The organism is Rhodoferax sp. GT1R46 (assembly GCF_056521285.1).
In genome coordinates, this window is record NZ_JBWMBC010000001.1 from 444,892 (window position 1) to 462,677 (window position 17,786).

The window sequence follows — 17,786 nt, forward strand, 5'->3', positions numbered from 1 at the left end:
CTTGATGACTTTGGGCTATGAGCTTATGCCGCCAATGGCAGCGGCGCGGGCACCATGCTGTCACGCACCATGCGCTGCAGCTGCGGCACGCACGAGCCGCAGTTGGTGCCGCATTGCAGCGCACCCTGCAACGTGTCCAGCCGCTCCTTGGGTGTGCCCCGGCAGTCCTTCAGCTGGGCATTGATGGCGACGTCAGTCACATTGAAGCAGGAGCACACCGGCTTGCCGCGCGATACGACCTGTAGCGGCGGTGTCGCGCCCGGCACCAGCAAGGCGCGGCCATAACTTTGGGCGGGCAGGGCGTCTTGCAGCAGCGTGGTAATCCATTTTTGGGCGCTGGTGTCGCCTGCCAGCAAGAAGCCGTCCAGCGTCGTGGTGGTGTCGCCCCTGTGCAGCAATGCCAGGCGGCGCTGGCCCCGCTTGGGATCCGCGTAGCGCAGTGCCTGGGCGACATTCAGCTGCAGCAAGGCTTCGATGTGAGCCAGCACTGCATCCGGCACTGATTCATGGTTGGCGGCGCGAAACAGCAGGCCGGTGCGCTCCTGGCCATTGGCGTCCTTGACGTTGTTGTTGGCAAACGGCACGCAGGTGGCAAAGGCAAACTGGGCCATCAGCGCTTGCAGCGCGGTGCGGGCCGCCAGGGCCTGGTCGGCAGGCAGCCAAGCCATGGCCAACAGAGTCCAGGGCATTTCGGCTTTGAGCACCTTCACGGCGGCATGCTTGAACTCGGGTTGTTTGGAGTCCGGGCAATAGGCCGAGGTGGTCAGGGCGTTGACCCCCGCCAGCCGCTGGCCGGTAGCACTTGCGCCGCTCAAAAATTCTTCACCCCAGTGCATCGCCATAAAGACCTGGCTCAGACCCAACTCGGTGCTGGGCTGCACGGGCACGACGATGGAGCCGCGCTTACTGGTGACGTAGGCCAGGTCGCCGTCTTTCAGCAGGCGCCTGACCATGTCCTGCGGGTGCATCTGGATGGCCGGTTCGGCCACGTGGCCAAACAGCTTGCCCAGTGTGCCGGTGCGGCTCATGCCGTGCCACTGGTCGCGCAGGCGCCCAGTCGTGAGAGAAAACGGGTAGCGCGATTCGCGGGGTTCGGCCACGGGTTTGTAGGTGGTGTTGACGAACCGGGCGCGGCCATCTGGCGTGGGGAACACGCCGTCTTCGTACAGCCTGGCTTTGCCCGTCGTTTGGCCTTCTGCCATCGGCCATTGCTGGGGGCCCTGGCCGTCGAGCAGGGCGTAGCTAAGGCCGGTGATATCCAGATCGCGGCCGCGGGTGGATTCGCGGTGTTCGTTCCAGACAGATTCGGGGCTGGGGTAGGGGAACATTGTTTTGCCGGACGATGCGGCCGAAAGGGCCGCCAACTTGTGCGCAAAGTCCACGGCTATCGACCAGTCGTGGCGGGCTTCACCGGGCGCGGCCACGGCCGTGCGCACGCGGCTGATGCGCCGCTCGCTGTTGGTTACGGTGCCGTCTTTTTCGCCCCAGGTGGTGGCGGGCAGCAGCAGGTCGGCATAGGCACAGGTGGCGGTAGTGGCAAATGCTTCTTGCACGATGACCAGCTCGGCGCGCTCCAGGGCGCGGCGCACGGTGATCTGGTCGGGCATGCTTTGCGCCGGGTTGGTGCAGGCAATCCACAGGGCTTTGATCTCGCCATCGGCTGCGGCCTGAAACATTTCCACGGCGGTCTTGCCGGGCTTCTCGGGCACGCTGGGCACGCCCCACAGTGCGGCCACCTCGGCGCGGTGCACGGGGTTGGCCAGATCGCGGTGGGCGCTCAGCAAATTTGCCAGGCCACCCACTTCGCGTCCACCCATTGCGTTGGGTTGGCCGGTCAAGGAGAACGGGCCCGCACCGGGCTTGCCAATCTGGCCGGTAGCCAGGTGCAGGTTGATCAGCGCGGCATTTTTGGCCGTGCCACTGCTGGACTGGTTCAGTCCCTGGCAATACAGGCTGAGGGTGCTTTTAGATGTGGCAAACAGTTTGGCCGCGGCAAACAGGGCGTCTTTGCTGATGCCGCAGATTTGGGCGACCAACTCCGGCGTGCAGTCGCGCACAGTCGCCTTGAGTGCCTCAAAACCGTTGGTGTGTTCGGCGATGAAGGCGGCGCTGGTCCAGCCTTCCCACAGCATGAGGTGCAACATGCCGTTGAACAGCATCACATCGGTGCCGGGCTGAATGGGCAGGTACAGGTCGGAAATCTCGGCCGTGTCGGTCTTGCGTGGATCGCAGAAGATGATCTTCAGACCGGGGCTGGCCTTTTTGGCGTCTTCAATCCGCCGGAAAAGAATGGGATGTGCATAGGCCGTGTTGGAGCCGACGATGAAGATGCACTCGGCGTGGTTGACATCGTCGTAGCAGGCCGGGGGAGCGTCGGCGCCCAGCGTCTGTTTGTAGCCGGCCACCGCGCTACTCATGCACAGGCGTGAGTTGGTGTCGATATTGTTGGTGCCAATCAGGCCCTTGGCGAGCTTGTTGAAGACGTAATAGTCTTCGGTGAGCAACTGGCCTGACACATAAAAGCCCACGGCGTCCGGGCCATGGTCGCGAATGATGCGGGCAAACGATTGCGCGGCAAAGTCCAGCGCCGCGTCCCAGCCCACTGCCTGTGGCTTTTCACCGCGCACCATGCGGCGCAGGGGTTGCAGCAAGCGGGTCTGCTGCGTCACCGCGCTGGAGGCGGTGAGGTGCAGGGTTGATCCTTTGGTGCACAGACGGCCGAAGTTGGCAGGATGATCCGGGTCGCCACGTACACCCGTAATCTGCGCACCCTGCGATTCGATGATCACGCCACAGCCGACACCGCAGTAAGGGCAGGTAGATTTGGTTTCGCGCATCAGGACTATTCCATTGACCGAACGGTTGTTGAACTCACGCGCTGGTTGTTTGCTTGAGCGCCGGTCCGGCAACCGGGGGCTTCAGATCAATCGCCAGCGTGGCCAGCTCGGTGCTGTGCAGGTGCACTGCGCCGTCGACCACTTTCACCTGGAAGGCTTGGGTGCAGCCTTCGTCAGGTGCGTTGGCGCAGCCGTCTTTCAGGCCAATGGTCCAGTTGTGCAGCGGGCAGGCCACGCTGGTGCCGAACACAATGCCTTGCGACAGCGGGCCGCCTTTGTGTGGGCAGCGGTCCAGCAGGGCAAACACCTGGTCCTGGTCGTTGCGAAACACGGCGACGTCCATCCCCTGGGCGCGGGATACGCGCCGCGAGCCCAGTACCGGAATGTCGGTCACGAAGCAGATTTTTTTCCATTCAGTCATCTTGCTATACCTTTCATAGCTGCCAGCGCAATCCACACGGGGGCTAGCGGCCTATTTCGTTACATTTTTAGGGGCTGGTGATCTCAAGCGGGCAGCTTGTCGAACTGGCGCGTGTCCACAGACGCTTCCTTGAAATCGAACCACGGATCGGGCTCACCATCCAGTGCAAACTGCAGGTTCTCCCACAGGGCCTTGCGGCCTTCATGGTCTTCGAGAATGCGCTTCTTCACGTAGTCCAGACCCACGCGGTTCACGTAATGCACCGTGCGCTCCAGGTACCAGCCTTCCTGGCGGTACAACTCGCAAAAGGCGCCGGTGTACTCCAGCACCTCCGCGGCGGTTTTCACCTTCACCAGAAAGTGCGCCACCTCGGTCTTGATGCCGCCATTGCCGGCCACATACATTTCCCAGCCGCTGTCCACACCGATCACGCCCACGTCCTTGATGCCAGCCTCGGCGCAGTTGCGCGGGCAGCCCGAAACCGCAAACTTCACCTTGTGCGGTGCATACATGCGCCACATGGCGCGCTCCAGGTCTTTGCCCATTTGCGTACTGTCCTGTGTGCCCATGCGGCACCACTCAGAGCCCACGCAGGTCTTCACCGTGCGCAGTGCCTTGGCGTAGGCGTGTCCGCTGGGCATGCCAATGTCTTTCCAGACGTTTTGCAGGTCTTCTTTCTTCACACCCAGCAAGTCGATGCGCTGCCCGCCCGTTACCTTGACGGTCGGTATTTTGTATTTGTCCACCGCGTCCGCGATGCGGCGCAGCTCGTCGGCCGTGGTCTCTCCCCCCCACATGCGGGGGATGACGCTGTAGGTGCCGTCCTTCTGGATGTTGGCGTGGCTGCGCTCGTTGATGAAGCGGCTTTGCGGGTCGTCTTTGGCCTCTTTGGGCCAAGTGGAAATCAGGTAGTAGTTAACGGCCGGGCGGCAGCTGGCGCAACCATTGGGGGTCTTCCAGTCCATGAACTTGAAGACATCGCCGATGGTCAGCAACTTGCTGGTCTTGATGGCGTCGCGCACGGCCTGGTGGCCGTGGTCGGTGCAGCTGCACATGGCCTTGGTTTTGGGCGTTGCCGAGTAATCACCACCCGCAGTGAACATCAGAATCTGCTCCACCAGACCGGTACATGAGCCGCACGATGCACTGGCTTTTGTGTGCTTGCGCACTTCGTCCAGTGTGAACAGACCTTTTTCCTTGATCGCCTTGCAGATGGCACCCTTGGTCACGCCATTGCAACCGCACACTTCGGCAGTGTCGGGCATGCTGGCGGCCTTGCTGTGGCCCTCATGGCCCACATCGCCAATGTTGCTTTCGCCAAACATCAGCTTGTCGCGGATGTCGGCCACGCTGCGGCCATCGCGCAGCAGCTTGAAGTAGTAGCTGCCGTCCACGGTGTCGCCATACAGGCAGGCACCCACCAGCTTGTCATCTTTGAGTACCAGCTTTTTGTAGACGCCGCCGTAAGGGTCGCTCATGACGATTTCTTCATAGCCCTCGCCCCCGGTGAAGTCACCCGCAGAGAACAAGTCGATACCGGTGACCTTGAGTTTGGTGGAGGTGAGGGAGCCGGTGTAGCGGCCAATGCCAAACATCGCCAGGTGGTTGGCTGCCACTTTGCCTTGTTCAAACAAAGGGGCTACCAGCCCATAGGCAATGCCGCGGTGCGCCGCGCATTCGCCCACCGAGTAAATGCGTGCGTCGGTCACGGTTTGCATGGTGTCGGTCACCACAATGCCACGGTTGACATGCAGACGCATGGCCTCTGCCAAGGCGGTGTTGGGGCGAATGCCCACGGCCATCACCACCAGATCCGTCGGGATTTCGGTGCCGTCTTTGAACTGCAGCGCCATCACGCGGCCACCCTTGCCGTCGTCCTGGTCGCCAATCAATGCCTGGGTTTGTCCGCCCATGAAGAAGCGAAGGCCGCGCTCCTGTAGTGATTTTTCCAGCATCTTGCCGGCAACCGAGTCCAGTTGGCGCTCCATGAGTGTGGGCATCACGTGGATCACGCTTACATCCATGCCGCGCAGCATCAGGCCGTTGGCCGCTTCCAGACCCAAGAGCCCACCGCCAATCACCACGGCGCGCTTGTACTTCTTGCTGGCATCAATCATCGCGTTGGTGTCGGCGATGTCGCGGTAGGCGATAACGCCTTCCAGGTCTTTACCCGGAATGGGCAGGATGAAGGGGTTGGAGCCCGTGGCAATCAGCAAGCGGTCGTATTCGGCGCTGATTTTTTCGCCAGCAGCGTTTTCTGCGTGCACCACGCGGCGCACACGGTCCACGCTGGTGACGGTCCAGCCAGCGTGCAGGGTAATGTGGTTGTCGGTGTACCACTCCCAGGAGTTGAGAACGATCTCGTCGAGCGTCTGCTCGCCGGCTAGCACCGGGGAGAGCAGGATGCGGTTGTAGTTGGGGTAGGGCTCGGTGCCGAACACGGTGATGTCATACAGGTCGGGCGAGATTTTCAACAGCTCTTCCAGCGTGCGAACGCCCGCCATGCCATTGCCGATCATTACCAATTTTGATTTCTTCATTGTGGGCACTCCAAATATCGATACGCCATGGCTTGAGCGCAGGCTGCAAGCCAAAAAAAGAAACAGGGGGTGTGCACCAAATAGGGGTCGACATGATGCTCACACCTGAGAACAGGCAAACCGGCTTTGCAGCCGATGTAAGGCACACCATTGCGTACGTCGCTGTACGCAGAACCCGCAGTGCTATCGCTAAGATTGGACGCTCCGTTACGCCCGCCACACTCTACGCAAGACCTGTGCCATATGATCAGCCGGGCTGGCATGCTGCACGGCGAGACCCCTGGCGTCTGGTGCGCGACTTGCATGCAGCAGGACGGGTTTTTCTCTCTCAAAATGTGTTTTTTATGACTTCTGCGTTGATCTATGTGAATGGCCTCCAAGGTGCCCCCATGTTGGCAGCCGATCTGGCGGCGGCTGGTATCGAGGTACTGGCCGTGGTGCAAGACCGCAGCAAATTGGTGCAGGCGGTGGCGCTCCATGCACCCGATGTGGTGATTTGTGATGCGCCACAGTCCGGTCCGGCGCTGTTTGCTGCCACCCAGGTGATTGTCCAGACCGCGCCATGCCCTGTAGTCGTTTTCACCAGCGACACCGACGCCGGCGCGATTGCCGAGTCCACCGAGTCCGGCATCCACGCCTATGTGGTCAACGGCTATGGCGCCAACCGCCTGCGCCCGCTGATTCACCTGGCCCAGGCCCGGTTTCGGCGTGAGCAGGCGCAGCGCGATGCCTTGCAGGACATCTCCGTGCGATTTGAAGAACGCAAGATGGTGGACCGTGCCAAGGGCATCCTGATGCACGCACGCGGGGTGTCGGACGACGATGCCTTCCAGATTCTGCGCACGGCCTCCATGCACACCAACCAGCGCTTGGGCCAGGTGTCGCAGCACATCATTCATTCAGCGCATTTTGCAGAGGCCGTGAACCGGTCGGGGCAGCTGCGCATGCTGTCACAGCGGCTGGTCAAGCTGCATTGGTTGCGGCTGGCGGGAGTCGATGCAGCCCAGTCCAGTGCCCAGTTGCAGGATTCAGTGCAGCGCGTCGATGGCAATCTGTCGCATCTGGGCAAAATTCTTTCGCAACCCACGTATGGCGACCTTCTGGCGCAAATCGTACAGACCTGGGCGCGGTTGAAGCCGGTGCTGATGGGCACCGTATCGCCAGGGCAGGCGGGCTCAGATACCGCTTCTTATACGCTGGCGGATGAGTTGGCCGAGCTTCTTCTGCAAGGCGCTGAGCGCCTCACGGCCAGTCTGGAGGGTGCCGGTTTGACGGCGCCGCTGAAGGTGCTCAATATTGCTGGGCGCCAGCGCATGCTCTCGCAGCGGTTCGCCAAATATGCCGTGTTGGCGGTGCTGGGAGCACCCAATGATGACCCGCTGGCGCAGCGCGCTGAGGCCGGCATGGCCGAGTCCAGGGCCGCTTTTGAGCAGGCCCTGACTTACCTCAATGGTTTGCCCCTGAGCACCTCCGAGATACGCAGCTTGCTGGAGGCCGCAGGCATTGGCTGGCTGCAGATGCTGGCGGCCTTCAAGGATGCACGGCGTGTGGCGGCCCCGGAGCAGTTGACCCGGCTCGAAGGCCTTGGCGCGGCCAGTGAAAAGCTGCTGGATGGGTTTGAGGCCTTATCGGCCCATTACGAGCGCGGCATGCACCTGCTGGCGGGCAGTTGAGCGATCGCACCGCAGCCTGATTTATTGCGATGCACCAAAAGTGGGTGCCAAACTTGCGTATCGTGGTGCATGGCATTTGAAATCGACATCGGCTTCGCCTTCGCCTCACAGGCGGGCAAAAAAGACCGCAACGAAGATTTCGTGGCCGCCATGCTGCCCGAGCCTGGCCAAGAGGCCCTGGGCGCCATCGCCGCGCAAAACGCGTGGCTGGCGGGTATCAACCACCGCCGCGCTCCTGTGGTGGGCCTCACGACCCTGACTGCGCTGGTGGTACGCGGTCAGTCCTATACGCTGGCCCACGAGAGGGACAACCGCGCCTACCTGCTGCGCGCTGTGGGTATTGAAGACCGGCTGGTGGTGGACTACAGCCAGGGCGATGTGCAGGTGGGAGACGTATTTGTGCTGCTGACCGACGGCGTACACAACAAGGTGCCGGCCAAACGACTCCCCGACTTTGCAAAACTGCCCGATGCAACAAACATGAGTGAAGCCCTGATTGAGCAGGCCCTCAAACACGGCAGCCTGGACAACGTCACCGCTGTGGTGGCGGACAACGGCATCAACATCGTTTACCAGGTCAGTGAGCTGGCCCCTGCGCAGGGTGCGTGCCGTGGCAAGCTGTATGCCATCAAAACCCTGCACCCCCAGCGCGTCCGCGATGTGGAAGAGCGCGCCATGCTGGCACACTAGGCCTGGCTGGCCACGCGCATGCAGTTCAGCCGTGCATCCAGCAACTTGGTGGCATTGGCGCAAGGCACAGCGGTATCCACATCGCCCAGCGGCTTTATCTTTTGTACGACTGGCATGCCGGGGAAACCCTGCAGCAGATGCTGGACCGCCACCACCGTTTCAGCCTGCCCCAGGCCGTTGGCGTGGCCACGCAGGCCGCGCGCGTTGGGCCTGGGCGTGGCCCTGAGCGGGCGCGAGCTTGAGGCGGCCCGTTTTCTGCATGCCGGCAGTCCCAGCTACATGAACCCCGAGTAATGGGTCTTTGCCATCCAAGCCAGCGTGGTAGACACCAGCTGCTGTGCGGCGGAAAAATCCCCTATGGCGATGTGCTGCCCTACCAGAGATAGACGTCAGCGCTTTGAGACGGCCGAAGAACTGCTGCTGGCGCTGGAGCGGGGGGCTGCGCGGCCCTTGAATGCACCGCAATCCACACCATTGCTGCAACGCGACCCCACGGCGGTGTGGAAACTTGCGTTGGGGTTGAGCCTGCTGTTCAATGTGATGCTGGTCTTCTGGTTGCTATTCCTGCCCAAGTAAGCCAATGGATTGGCGTAAAAAAAGGCCCCGAAGGGCCTTTTTTTGCTGGGATGAACCCGTTCGCTGCTTAGTAGCTGCTACGGCCACCGCCATAACCACCACCGCCAGAGCGATCACCGCCACCGCCGTAGCCGCCGCCGCCGGAGCGATCACCGCCACCGCCGTAGCCGCCGCCGCCGAATCCGCCGCCACTGCGGGGAGGACGAGCTTCCATCGGTTTGGCTTCGTTCACAACGAGACCGCGACCGCCGAATTGTTGGCCGTTCATGGCGTTGATGGCCGTTTGTGCTTGAGCGTCATCACCCATTTCCACAAAGCCGAAACCCTTGGAGCGTCCGGTGTCACGTTCCATCATGACCTTGGCACTGGTGACGGTACCGTGTTCGCCGAATGCTTGTTGCAGATCTTCGTCACGGAAAGAATAAGGCAGGTTGCCTACGTAAAGTTTGTTGCCCATGATAGGACTCCTAAAAATAACTTAAAACGCGATGGAGTCCAAAACCGAAAACAACAAACCAATGAAGACTTAAAGCAGACGCGAGACTGACATTCACCGCAAACCAGTGTTACTGATAACTCAGCAATACACCGTAGATGATACGCCATGCCTATTTTTCGCGAATTTATATTTGCATTGGCACCAGGAATCGTTGTTTGGAGGCTTGTGTGTTGCCACGTTCGTCACGCCAATACCCGGAGTAAGGGATGTATCGGCTATGGTCAACGGCCGCCCGTGCATTCGAGTTCGAATAACGGCACCTCGGCCTTGCGGCTCAGCCATACGCCGCCACCCAGTTCCTGGAAGCCCTCCGACAAGCCGCGCCGGTACAGCTGTGCCCGGTGGCGGAACAGGCGGGGGTCGGTCAGCTCTTCGTCGAGGGTGCCGCGCTCATAGTCCTCGCGCGCCACGGCTTCGACATACAGCGCGCCCCGGCTGAGCTTGCCCAGGTTGCGCAATGCAAGCTGCAGGTCTGCCGCACTCAGGTAGGGCAGCACGCCCTGGCAGATTACCAGGTCAAACGGCTGGTCGCACGGGTAGTCCACCACCGATCCGCGCTCCCACCCAAAGCGCCCGCACAGGTATTCGCTGTACTCCACACCGTGGTAACTGGCGTCTGGAAAGTGCCTGGCCACGGCACCCTGCCACAGGCCAATGCCGCAGCCTACATCCAGCACCCGCTTGACGGGCACGCGCAGGTACTTGAGGTAGCTGCACACGAAAGCGCCCAGTCGCTCAACATGCTCAGGGTCGACCACGCTGGTCTTCTTGTCGAAGTAATAGCGCTGGTAGTACGCCTCGTCAAACCATTGGTCACTTGCTGACTTCACGCCTGCTCCTTGTTGCTGGTGTGCCCGATCGCTGGGCATTAGTCGTGAGTATGGCCTAGGGTGTGTCGGCTGCCCGGGCATTGTCGCACCGGATTGCGACCCGCCGATCAGTCCGTCGTGCACCACCGACCAGAATTCGGGCACACAACGGCTGGTGCGCCGCCCATCCAGATTTGCTCTTCACCCAGTAGCGACGAGGTTGCAGAATCGTCGTCAAAGGTGACTTGGAGTGCGTGCGCAACATGCGCATCTTCGATGGGAAGCTCCCAGGTCAGGAACAGTTGAGTCCAATCCTGTTCGGGTGGAAAGTCGGTTACGGAAAAGCCGCTGCTATGGCGTTGAATCACGGCGTGAGGCTGGCCAGTGTCGAAAATTACAACCGTACCCCGGGTCAGTGGGATTCGATGACCTATGGATGGAAAATGCAAGTCCAAGCCCCTGTCCTCGCTCAGAAATAGATTGCAAAAGGCCGCTCCGCCATAGTCCGCACCATCGTGGTGGTAATTCGCTCCGCGGCAGACCATGAGGGCGACATCATTGGAGGCGGTTATTTCATGCAGCCCGAGTGCACGCATCCAATTGGAAACCGCCTGAACGCTGCACGCGTAGTCCGGCCAGCGCGCGCGGGCTCTTGCCAAGGGCAATGCCTCGACGATTCCGGGCTCCAGGTTCAATCGTGATATTTCCCTTTGCCAGTCTGCATGGAGACGGACCGGGGGCATGGGCACGTCGAGCCTGCCTGACAGCACTACTTCACTGACGCTTCGGCTGCGGATGGCATCGCCACTCCAAAAATAGGAAGTCAGGTCGTTGTGCACACGATGCTGTTTGGGATGAGGGCTCATCTGGGTCAGTGTAGTGAGGCTGGGGTTCCAAAAAAAGGCCAAGGATTAGTCGTCATGCTTTGGAGCCTGAATGGCCACCAGAACGCGCGCCTGATTTCCATTGAAGGGGCAGTCAATTGGATACTGCCTCAGTTCTCCGCGCGACCGGATTGCCGGGGTCCGCACTCCATTCGAACCAGCCGCCGTCATACACACTGATCTGCTTCCACCCCATGAGCCAGGCATAGAAAAACGCCAGCGGGGCGCGCCAGCCCGTGCCGCAGTAAAACGCAACCTGCTGGTCGCGGTGGATGCCCGCATTTTTCCACAGCGCTTCAGATGTCATGGGCTGCGCGCAGGGTGCCGTCGGCATGCTGGAAATCGCTCATGCTGTTGACATCACTGCCTTTGCCGGCATGACCCCAGCGCGCGCCCGCAATGTCGCCCACAGGCGTGATGTAGCTGTAGCCTGACGTTTTGCCCACGAATTCATTGCGGGTGCGAATGCTCGCCAATACCCCGTTGGTCTGTTGCAGCAGGGCCCTGGCCTGCTGCGTATCGATCAGGTAAGCCGGGTTTGTGGGAAAGGGGGCTCCAAAACAGCGGACCGCCTCAGGCATGCTGGGCATCTCGGTGGACAGGGGCAAGCCTGCCTGGCACCAGGCTGAAAAACCACCATCCAGCAGGCGCACATCCCGTACCCCGGCATACAGAAAAAAATGGGCCGCACGGGCGGCGATCAGGGTATTGCGGCTATATAAAACCACGGTCGTGTCATGGCGAATTCCATGACGCAGCAAAAGTTGCAGCAGCTTCGTGTCGTGCACTTTGTTCCAGAATGGCGCTTGTTCCAGCTCGGTGGTGTCGAGGTAACCCGCGCCCGGAATGTGGCTGGAGAGAAATGTTTTGGCGCCATCACAGCCGATCTCCAGAAGCCGCCATTCGCCCGCGGGCGCGGCCTCAATGGGGTCCCGCCGCAACCAGGCTGCCAGCCACACTGCGCTGACCAGTTGCTGCCAGCGCATGAGATCGTGGCGGAACCCGCTAGGGACATTGCGTTGGTGAGATGGGGGGTACATGGGTAGGCCAAACGGGCGTATTTCTGTAGTTGACCCACGCATCTCTATTGGATTCCAGCAAATAAGCGGCCGTCAGAAATCTTCATTAGAATTTCCTTGGGTTGACGGGGCACCCAACGCGCGATGCCCAACACCCTAACCGAGGAGAACTATTATGACTACGGGTACAGTCCGGCTGCATCGCGTCATTCGAACAAAACCAGAAAAGGTGTACCGCGCCTTTTTGGATGCCGACGCAATGGCCAAGTGGATACCACCGTATGGTTTTACCTGCAAGATTCAACACCTGGATGCCAGGGTCGGCGGTACGTTCAAGATGTCGTTCGAGAATTTTTCGACAGGACACGGGCACTCGTTCGGCGGAGAGTATCTGGAGCTGGTGCCAAACGAACGCATTCGCTACACCGATAAATTCGATGATCCCAACCTGCCTGGCGAAATTCAGGTCACGGTAACCTTGAAGGCAGTCTCGTGCGGCACCGAGTTGCACATTGTGCAGGAAGGATTGCCCGAAGTGATTCCTGTGGAGATGTGCTACCTTGGTTGGCAGGAGTCACTGGCACAGCTTGCGAATCTTGTTGAGCCTGATATTCAGGATTAACCCCGTGTCGGATCACCCTCTCCGCGTCGATTGATGGGTTTTCTGCTGGTCAAATGCTGCGCTGGTTAACCCGCGTGGAAAGCGCTTCAGCGCCCTCCTTGCGCTCGCTGTAACGGTCTACCAGGTACGGTGCCGCATCGCGGGTGAGTAACGTGAATTTCATCAGCTCCTCCATGACATCCACTACCCGGTCGAAGTACGACGAGGGTTTCATCCGCCCGGCATCGTCAAACTCCAGAAACGCTTTGGCCACCGAGGACTGATTCGGGATGGTGATCATGCGCATCCAGCGCCCCAGTACGCGCAGCTGGTTCACGGCGTTGAACGACTGCGAGCCGCCGCAGACTTGCATTACCGCCAAGGTCTTGCCTTGCGTTGGCCTCACCGCGCCCACACTCAGGGGTATCCAGTCGATTTGTGACTTCAGAATTCCGGTCATGGCGCCGTGGCGCTCGGGCGAAGTCCAGACCATACCTTCGGACCAGGCCGCAAGCGCCCGCAGTTCTTGCACCTTGGCATGGCTGTCGGGTGCGCCGTCCGGTTGGGGCAGTCCCGCAGGATCAAACACCCGTGTTTCAGCGCCCATCGCCTGAAGCAGGCGCTGCGCTTCCAGCGTCAGCAGCTTGCTGTACGAGTGCTCACGCAAAGAGCCGTACAGAAGCAGGATTCTGGGCGCGTGGTCGGATGGACGGGCAACGGAGAGTTTGCTGGCGGTCGGAATGTCGAACAGTTCCACGGCGATGTTGGGCAGTTCAGTCATGGTGTGACGCCGCGGCCTTGTGCATCAACCACCCGCTCCCCGTCTTCCTTGACAAATGCCCCCGTTTGCGGCTTGGGCAGTATGTCCAGGACCACCTCAGAGGGGCGGCACAGTCGCACACCCAAGGAGGTGACCACGATGGGGCGGTTGATCAGTATCGGGTGGGTCAGCATGTGCTCCACCAGTTGGTCGTCGGTCCACTGGAGGTCGTCCAGACCCAGCTCCTCATAAGGGGTTCCTTTTTTTCGCAGCAGCGCCCTCGGGGTGATATCCATCGCCGAGATCAGTTCAAGCAAGGTAGCTTTCGATGGAGGGTTCTCCAGGTAGAGAATGACTTGCGGCTCGTCTCCGGTATTGCGGATCATGGCCAGGGTGTTGCGCGAGGTGCCGCATTGGGGGTTGTGATAAATCACGACGTTGCTTGCGGTGTCGTTGGGTGAGGGTGTGGTCATGGCGCGTGGAGGGGGTGGGTCTACAAAAAAAATATGAATTGATTCAAGATTCATTGTATTATCGAAACATGAATGAATCACAAGTGACTGTCGCTTTAGCCGCCCTGGCCCAAACCCAGCGTCTGCGGGCATTTCGCGCACTCGTTGTTGCGGGCAAGGACGGGTTGACCCCATCCACCCTGGCCGAACAACTGGCAGTGGCTCCGAGCAACCTGTCGTTTCATTTGAAGGAGCTGGCGCATTCCGGTTTGGTGGATGTGGAGCCGCGTGGCCGCAACCTGATTTACCGGACCAACTTCGCGGCGATGAATGCACTGATGGGCTATCTCACCGAGCAATGTTGCCAGGGTGCGTCCTGCGAAGTGACCGACACTCAGCCCATCAACGTCCTGTTTTTGTGCACGCACAACTCGGCCCGAAGTATTTTGGCCGAGGCCTTGTTGAATGCCATGACCGATGGCCGCTTCAAGGCGTATTCCGCCGGGAGCAGCCCACGCGAAAACCAGAAACCCAATCCTCTGGGTTTGCAGGTTCTGCAAGCGGCGGGTATTTCTACAGAAGGTTTGTACAGCAAAAGCTGGGATGAATTTGCGCTGCCTGATGCGCCCCACATGGATCTGATCATCACGGTTTGTGACAACGCCGCTGGAGAAGTGTGTCCTTTCTGGCCAGGGCATCCCGCCACGGCCCACTGGGGATACCCCGATCCGTCCGAGGGTGACGCGCCCGAGGTAGAAAAGCGGGAAGCCTTCCGCAAAACCATGCACGCCATCAAGCACCGGCTCGAATTGCTGTGCAGCCTGCCCAAGGCCAAACTGGAAGCATCCATGCTGCAAACCAGCGCCCGCCAATTGGCCAACACATAGACGGATGGAGCCATGAACGGTTTTGAGCGCTTTTTGACGGCCTGGGTTTTCTTGTGCATCGTCGTAGGTATCGCATTGGGGCAGATGTTTCCCGGTGTATTTCAGACCATTGGCCGCATGGAGATTGCCCAGGTCAATTTGCCGGTGGGCCTGTTGATCTGGGTGATGATCATTCCGATGCTGTTGAAGGTGGACTTTGGCGCCTTGGGCGAAGTGCGCAAGCACATCAAGGGCATTGGAGTCACTCTGTTCGTCAACTGGCTGGTCAAGCCTTTCTCTATGGCTTTTCTGGGCTGGCTGTTCATCCGGCATTGGTTCGCGCCCCTGCTGCCACCAGATCAGCTGGACAGCTACATAGCCGGGCTGATACTGCTCGCGGCGGCGCCTTGCACCGCCATGGTATTTGTCTGGAGCCGATTGACGGGAGGCGACCCGCTGTTCACGCTGTCGCAAGTGGCCCTGAACGACAGCATCATGGTGATCGCGTTCGCTCCTCTAGTGGCGTTCTTGCTGGGTCTTTCTGCCATTACGGTGCCCTGGGATACCTTGCTCACCTCGGTGGTGCTGTACATCGTCATTCCGGTCATCCTGGCGCAACTGCTGCGCAAGTCATTGCTGGCCAAGGGGGCGGCCGCGTTTGATGCGGTGATGGCTCAAATCGGCCCCTGGTCGATTGCCGCCTTGCTGGCCACGCTGGTGCTGCTGTTTGCCTTCCAGGGGGAGGCTATTTTGAAACAACCGTTGGTGATTGCCTTGTTGGCGGTGCCAATTTTGATTCAGGTGGTCTTCAATTCGGCGTTGGCGTACTGGCTGAACCGGGCGGTGGGCGAAAAGCACAACATTGCGTGCCCCTCTGCCTTGATTGGCGCTTCCAACTTCTTTGAGTTGGCGGTGGCCGCTGCCATCAGCTTGTTTGGCTTCAACTCGGGGGCTGCGCTGGCAACGGTAGTCGGTGTGTTGATTGAAGTGCCGGTCATGCTGCTGGTGGTGTACGTGGTCAATAACAGCAAGTCCTGGTACGAGCGAACATAAGAGCGCTTGACTTGCTGTGGGTCAATTCCAGTTAAACCCCGGAGTGCGAGACTCTACTGAATATGTTTTTTCAAGAAAATATTTTCTCTGCGAGTGAAAACCAATGAAAGTTAAAGTCCTGGGCCCGGGGTGCAGCAAGTGCCAGAGCACGACCGCGATGATCGAACGGGTGGCAAAAGATCTTGGCGTGCCCCTGGAGCTGGAAAAAATAGAGGATCGCGAAGCGATCCAGAGCCATGGCGTTACGGCGACACCCGCTGTCATCATCCACGGGCAAGTGGTTCATGCTGGCGGCATTCCGTCGCATGAGCAAGTGCGATCCTGGTTACAGCTGCAATCCTTGGGCCTTCTGACGCACCCGACCCGGCATCTGTTTTTCACGGGTAAGGGCGGCGTTGGCAAAACATCGCTTTCGACCGCCGTGGCCTTGCGACTTGCAGATTCCGGGAAGAAGGTTCTGCTGGTCAGTACCGACGCGGCGTCGAACCTGGATGAAATGCTGGGCGTTCCGCTGCGCAACCAGCCCACCCCCGTTCCGGGCGCGGCCGGATTGTCGGTTTTGAATATTGACCCTGACAACGCCGCAGAGTCCTACCGGCAACGCGTGGTGGACCAGATGGGCGTTGATGCGAGCGACAAGGAGATTGCAACCGTCCGAGAGCAACTGTCGGGCGCATGCACCACAGAGATTGCCTCCTTTGATGAATTTGCGTCGCTCCTGTCGGATACAGACCAGAACTACGATCACATCGTTTTTGATACCGCGCCCACGGGCCATACGCTGCGGCTGCTCAGCTTGCCCAAAGCCTGGAGCGGGTTCCTGGCTGACAACGACCAGGGCGCCTCCTGCCTGGGCCCGCACTCTGGCTTGAAGATGCAGGAGATTCGGTTCAAGGCGGCTCTGGATGCGCTCTGCGACCCGGCGTTGACCACCGTGGTACTGGTGACCCGTGCCGACGCGGGAGCAATTGGCGAGGCATCGCGCACCTCCGACGAGTTGCAGACCCTGGGCCTGCACAACCAGCGCCTGGTGATCAACGGCGTATTTCATGCGACCGATCGCAATGATGCAGTCGCTGTGGCCATTGAAGGTGTGGGCACTCAGGCGCTGGATGCGATGCCCAAGAATCTTCTTGCGCTACCCCAAGACCAGGTCCCATTGCGTCCGTTTGATACCGTGGGTCTGCCGGCTTTGCGTGCGTTGCTGGTTGAAGGAAGCCTGTCACACGGCAGTGAGATTGCGGTGCTACCCCAAACGCTCAAGCCCGTGGCGGGACTGGATGCGCTGGCTGACGAGTTGGCCCATGCGGACCGTGGCTTGATCATGGTCATGGGCAAAGGCGGAGTCGGAAAGACCACGATTGCGGCGGCCCTGGCGCTCGGCCTGGTTCAGCGTGGCAAGACCGTGCATTTGAGCACCACGGATCCGGCCGCGCATCTGGTGCGCACCCTTGACGGGGCGGTTGAAGGCCTGCGTGTGGACCGTATTGATCCGATCGCCGAGACACAGAAGTATGTTGACAAGATCATGGCAACCAAAGGTGCCGGGCTGGATGCACAGGAGCGTGCGTTGATGCTGGAAGACTTGCGTTCGCCCTGTACCGAAGAGGTTGCGGTATTTCACGCTTTCTCCAAGGTGGTGAGTGAGGCGCGCAGCGCGTTCGTCGTGCTGGACACCGCACCCACCGGCCATTCACTCTTGTTGATGGATGCCACGGGGGCCTATCACCGGCAAATGATGCGCGAGTTTGAGGGGCACGGTGCAGGTCATGTGGTCACGCCGCTGATGCGTTTGCAGGACCCTGCCTACACCCGCATTATTCTGGTTACGCTGCCCGAGATCACGCCCGTATCGCAGGCACAGGCACTGCAGGAAGATCTGCGCAGAGCCAGCATTGAGCCCTTTGCGTGGGTGATCAACAAGAGTGTTCTGGCAGCCGGTACCCACGATCCCTTGCTGAGCGCCCGCCTGAGTGGTGAGGTTCGCCAGTTGGAGCGTATCTCAGACGGCCTTGCCAAGAAGACCTACGTTTTGCCGTGGCTGGCACGCCCCCCCATTGGCGTGGAAGAGTTAACCAAGCTGGTGACCGCAGCCAGCCCATAGAA

At 60.1% G+C, this 17,786-nt stretch carries 16 protein-coding genes and 2 pseudogenes; 8 read left to right on the plus strand and 10 right to left on the minus strand.

The annotated features are described in order from the left end of the window. Positions 1-23: 23 nt before the first annotated feature. The 3 genes from AC097W_RS02150 to nirB all read right to left on the minus strand — a co-directional run bounded on the left by AC097W_RS02150 (position 24) and on the right by nirB (position 5,798). Complete coding sequence (locus AC097W_RS02150) at positions 24-2,837, minus strand: nitrate reductase (RefSeq protein ID WP_479600609.1); 2,814 nt, start codon at positions 2,835-2,837, stop codon at positions 24-26. Between the two features lie 34 nt (positions 2,838-2,871). Beyond that, positions 2,872-3,258, minus strand: a complete 387-nt coding sequence (gene nirD, locus AC097W_RS02155; RefSeq protein ID WP_479600610.1) for a nitrite reductase small subunit NirD — start codon at positions 3,256-3,258, stop codon at positions 2,872-2,874. Between the two features lie 83 nt (positions 3,259-3,341). After that, positions 3,342-5,798 carry a nitrite reductase large subunit NirB gene (nirB, locus tag AC097W_RS02160; RefSeq protein WP_479600611.1) on the minus strand — a complete coding sequence of 819 codons (2,457 nt, stop codon included), beginning with the start codon at positions 5,796-5,798 and terminating at the stop codon, positions 3,342-3,344. Between the two features lie 344 nt (positions 5,799-6,142). Here nirB and AC097W_RS02165 point away from each other — a divergent pair, with 344 nt between their 5' ends. The 3 genes and pseudogenes from AC097W_RS02165 to AC097W_RS02175 all read left to right on the plus strand — a co-directional run. Further along, the gene (locus tag AC097W_RS02165) at positions 6,143-7,471 is read left to right on the plus strand and encodes a type IV pili methyl-accepting chemotaxis transducer N-terminal domain-containing protein (protein WP_479600612.1); all 1,329 of its coding nucleotides are present in this window, start codon (positions 6,143-6,145) and stop codon (positions 7,469-7,471) included. A 69-nt stretch (positions 7,472-7,540) separates the two neighbouring features. Beyond that, positions 7,541-8,161, plus strand: coding sequence for a PP2C family protein-serine/threonine phosphatase (locus AC097W_RS02170; RefSeq protein ID WP_479600613.1), 621 nt, complete (start codon positions 7,541-7,543; stop codon positions 8,159-8,161). 192 nt (positions 8,162-8,353) lie between these two features. Beyond that, positions 8,354-8,737: pseudogene (locus AC097W_RS02175) on the plus strand (bifunctional protein-serine/threonine kinase/phosphatase); the annotation flags it as partial. 67 nt (positions 8,738-8,804) lie between these two features. On the opposite strand, the gene AC097W_RS02180 reads toward AC097W_RS02175, so the two are convergent. The 5 genes from AC097W_RS02180 to AC097W_RS02200 all read right to left on the minus strand — a co-directional run bounded on the left by AC097W_RS02180 (position 8,805) and on the right by AC097W_RS02200 (position 11,969). Beyond that, positions 8,805-9,194, minus strand: a complete 390-nt coding sequence (locus AC097W_RS02180) for an RNA recognition motif domain-containing protein (protein ID WP_479600614.1) — start codon at positions 9,192-9,194, stop codon at positions 8,805-8,807. Positions 9,195-9,457: 263 nt separating this feature from the next. Continuing rightward, entirely contained in the window at positions 9,458-10,066 is a 609-nt protein-coding gene (locus AC097W_RS02185) for a methyltransferase (RefSeq protein ID WP_479600615.1), read from the minus strand. A gap of 107 nt (positions 10,067-10,173) precedes the next feature. Then, entirely contained in the window at positions 10,174-10,911 is a 738-nt protein-coding gene (locus tag AC097W_RS02190) for a hypothetical protein (protein WP_479600616.1), read from the minus strand. A gap of 112 nt (positions 10,912-11,023) precedes the next feature. Next, positions 11,024-11,236 carry a sulfurtransferase gene (locus AC097W_RS02195; protein ID WP_479600617.1) on the minus strand — a complete coding sequence of 71 codons (213 nt, stop codon included), beginning with the start codon at positions 11,234-11,236 and terminating at the stop codon, positions 11,024-11,026. Beyond that, a complete protein-coding gene (locus tag AC097W_RS02200) occupies positions 11,226-11,969 on the minus strand; it encodes a sulfurtransferase (protein WP_479600619.1) in 744 nt (247 codons plus the stop codon). Before AC097W_RS02200 ends, AC097W_RS02195 begins: the two co-directional genes overlap by 11 nt. Positions 11,970-12,123: 154 nt before the next feature. Between AC097W_RS02200 and AC097W_RS02205 the strand changes: the two genes are divergently transcribed. Then, positions 12,124-12,570: an SRPBCC family protein gene (locus AC097W_RS02205; RefSeq protein WP_479600623.1), complete on the plus strand. Its 447-nt coding sequence runs from the start codon at positions 12,124-12,126 to the stop codon at positions 12,568-12,570. Between the two features lie 49 nt (positions 12,571-12,619). Here the strand turns inward: AC097W_RS02205 and arsH are convergent, their stop codons facing one another. Further along, positions 12,620-13,330, minus strand: a complete 711-nt coding sequence (gene arsH, locus AC097W_RS02210) for an arsenical resistance protein ArsH (protein WP_479600628.1) — start codon at positions 13,328-13,330, stop codon at positions 12,620-12,622. Then, on the minus strand, positions 13,327-13,782 hold the full coding sequence (gene arsC, locus AC097W_RS02215) for an arsenate reductase (glutaredoxin) (RefSeq protein ID WP_479600632.1): 456 nt from the start codon (positions 13,780-13,782) through the stop codon (positions 13,327-13,329). Before arsC ends, arsH begins: the two co-directional genes overlap by 4 nt. Before the next feature lie 68 nt (positions 13,783-13,850). Between arsC and AC097W_RS02220 the strand changes: the two are divergent. The 4 genes and pseudogenes from AC097W_RS02220 to arsA all read left to right on the plus strand — a co-directional run. Further along, a pseudogene (locus tag AC097W_RS02220) lies at positions 13,851-14,033 on the plus strand (ArsR/SmtB family transcription factor); the annotation flags it as partial. A 66-nt stretch (positions 14,034-14,099) separates the two neighbouring features. Next, a complete protein-coding gene (locus AC097W_RS02225) occupies positions 14,100-14,648 on the plus strand; it encodes an arsenate reductase ArsC (protein WP_479601279.1) in 549 nt (182 codons plus the stop codon). A gap of 12 nt (positions 14,649-14,660) precedes the next feature. Next, positions 14,661-15,680 (plus strand): ACR3 family arsenite efflux transporter, encoded by a 1,020-nt coding sequence (gene arsB, locus AC097W_RS02230; protein WP_479600637.1) that lies wholly within the window; start codon positions 14,661-14,663, stop codon positions 15,678-15,680. 103 nt (positions 15,681-15,783) lie between these two features. Further along, positions 15,784-17,784 (plus strand): arsenical pump-driving ATPase, encoded by a 2,001-nt coding sequence (gene arsA / locus AC097W_RS02235; protein WP_479600640.1) that lies wholly within the window; start codon positions 15,784-15,786, stop codon positions 17,782-17,784. Positions 17,785-17,786 lie beyond the last annotated feature (2 nt).

Coding starts and splice junctions, on each gene's coding strand:
- AC097W_RS02150 (WP_479600609.1), bottom strand. CDS start 2,837: ATGCGCGAAACCAAATCTACCTGCCCTTACTGCGGTGTCGGCTGTGGC.
- nirD (WP_479600610.1), bottom strand. CDS start 3,258: ATGACTGAATGGAAAAAAATCTGCTTCGTGACCGACATTCCGGTACTG.
- nirB (WP_479600611.1), bottom strand. CDS start 5,798: ATGAAGAAATCAAAATTGGTAATGATCGGCAATGGCATGGCGGGCGTT.
- AC097W_RS02165 (WP_479600612.1), top strand. CDS start 6,143: ATGACTTCTGCGTTGATCTATGTGAATGGCCTCCAAGGTGCCCCCATG.
- AC097W_RS02170 (WP_479600613.1), top strand. CDS start 7,541: ATGGCATTTGAAATCGACATCGGCTTCGCCTTCGCCTCACAGGCGGGC.
- AC097W_RS02180 (WP_479600614.1), bottom strand. CDS start 9,194: ATGGGCAACAAACTTTACGTAGGCAACCTGCCTTATTCTTTCCGTGAC.
- AC097W_RS02190 (WP_479600616.1), bottom strand. CDS start 10,911: ATGAGCCCTCATCCCAAACAGCATCGTGTGCACAACGACCTGACTTCC.
- AC097W_RS02195 (WP_479600617.1), bottom strand. CDS start 11,236: ATGACATCTGAAGCGCTGTGGAAAAATGCGGGCATCCACCGCGACCAG.
- AC097W_RS02200 (WP_479600619.1), bottom strand. CDS start 11,969: ATGTACCCCCCATCTCACCAACGCAATGTCCCTAGCGGGTTCCGCCAC.
- AC097W_RS02205 (WP_479600623.1), top strand. CDS start 12,124: ATGACTACGGGTACAGTCCGGCTGCATCGCGTCATTCGAACAAAACCA.
- arsH (WP_479600628.1), bottom strand. CDS start 13,330: ATGACTGAACTGCCCAACATCGCCGTGGAACTGTTCGACATTCCGACC.
- arsC (WP_479600632.1), bottom strand. CDS start 13,782: ATGACCACACCCTCACCCAACGACACCGCAAGCAACGTCGTGATTTAT.
- AC097W_RS02225 (WP_479601279.1), top strand. CDS start 14,100: ATGGGCTATCTCACCGAGCAATGTTGCCAGGGTGCGTCCTGCGAAGTG.
- arsB (WP_479600637.1), top strand. CDS start 14,661: ATGAACGGTTTTGAGCGCTTTTTGACGGCCTGGGTTTTCTTGTGCATC.
- arsA (WP_479600640.1), top strand. CDS start 15,784: ATGAAAGTTAAAGTCCTGGGCCCGGGGTGCAGCAAGTGCCAGAGCACG.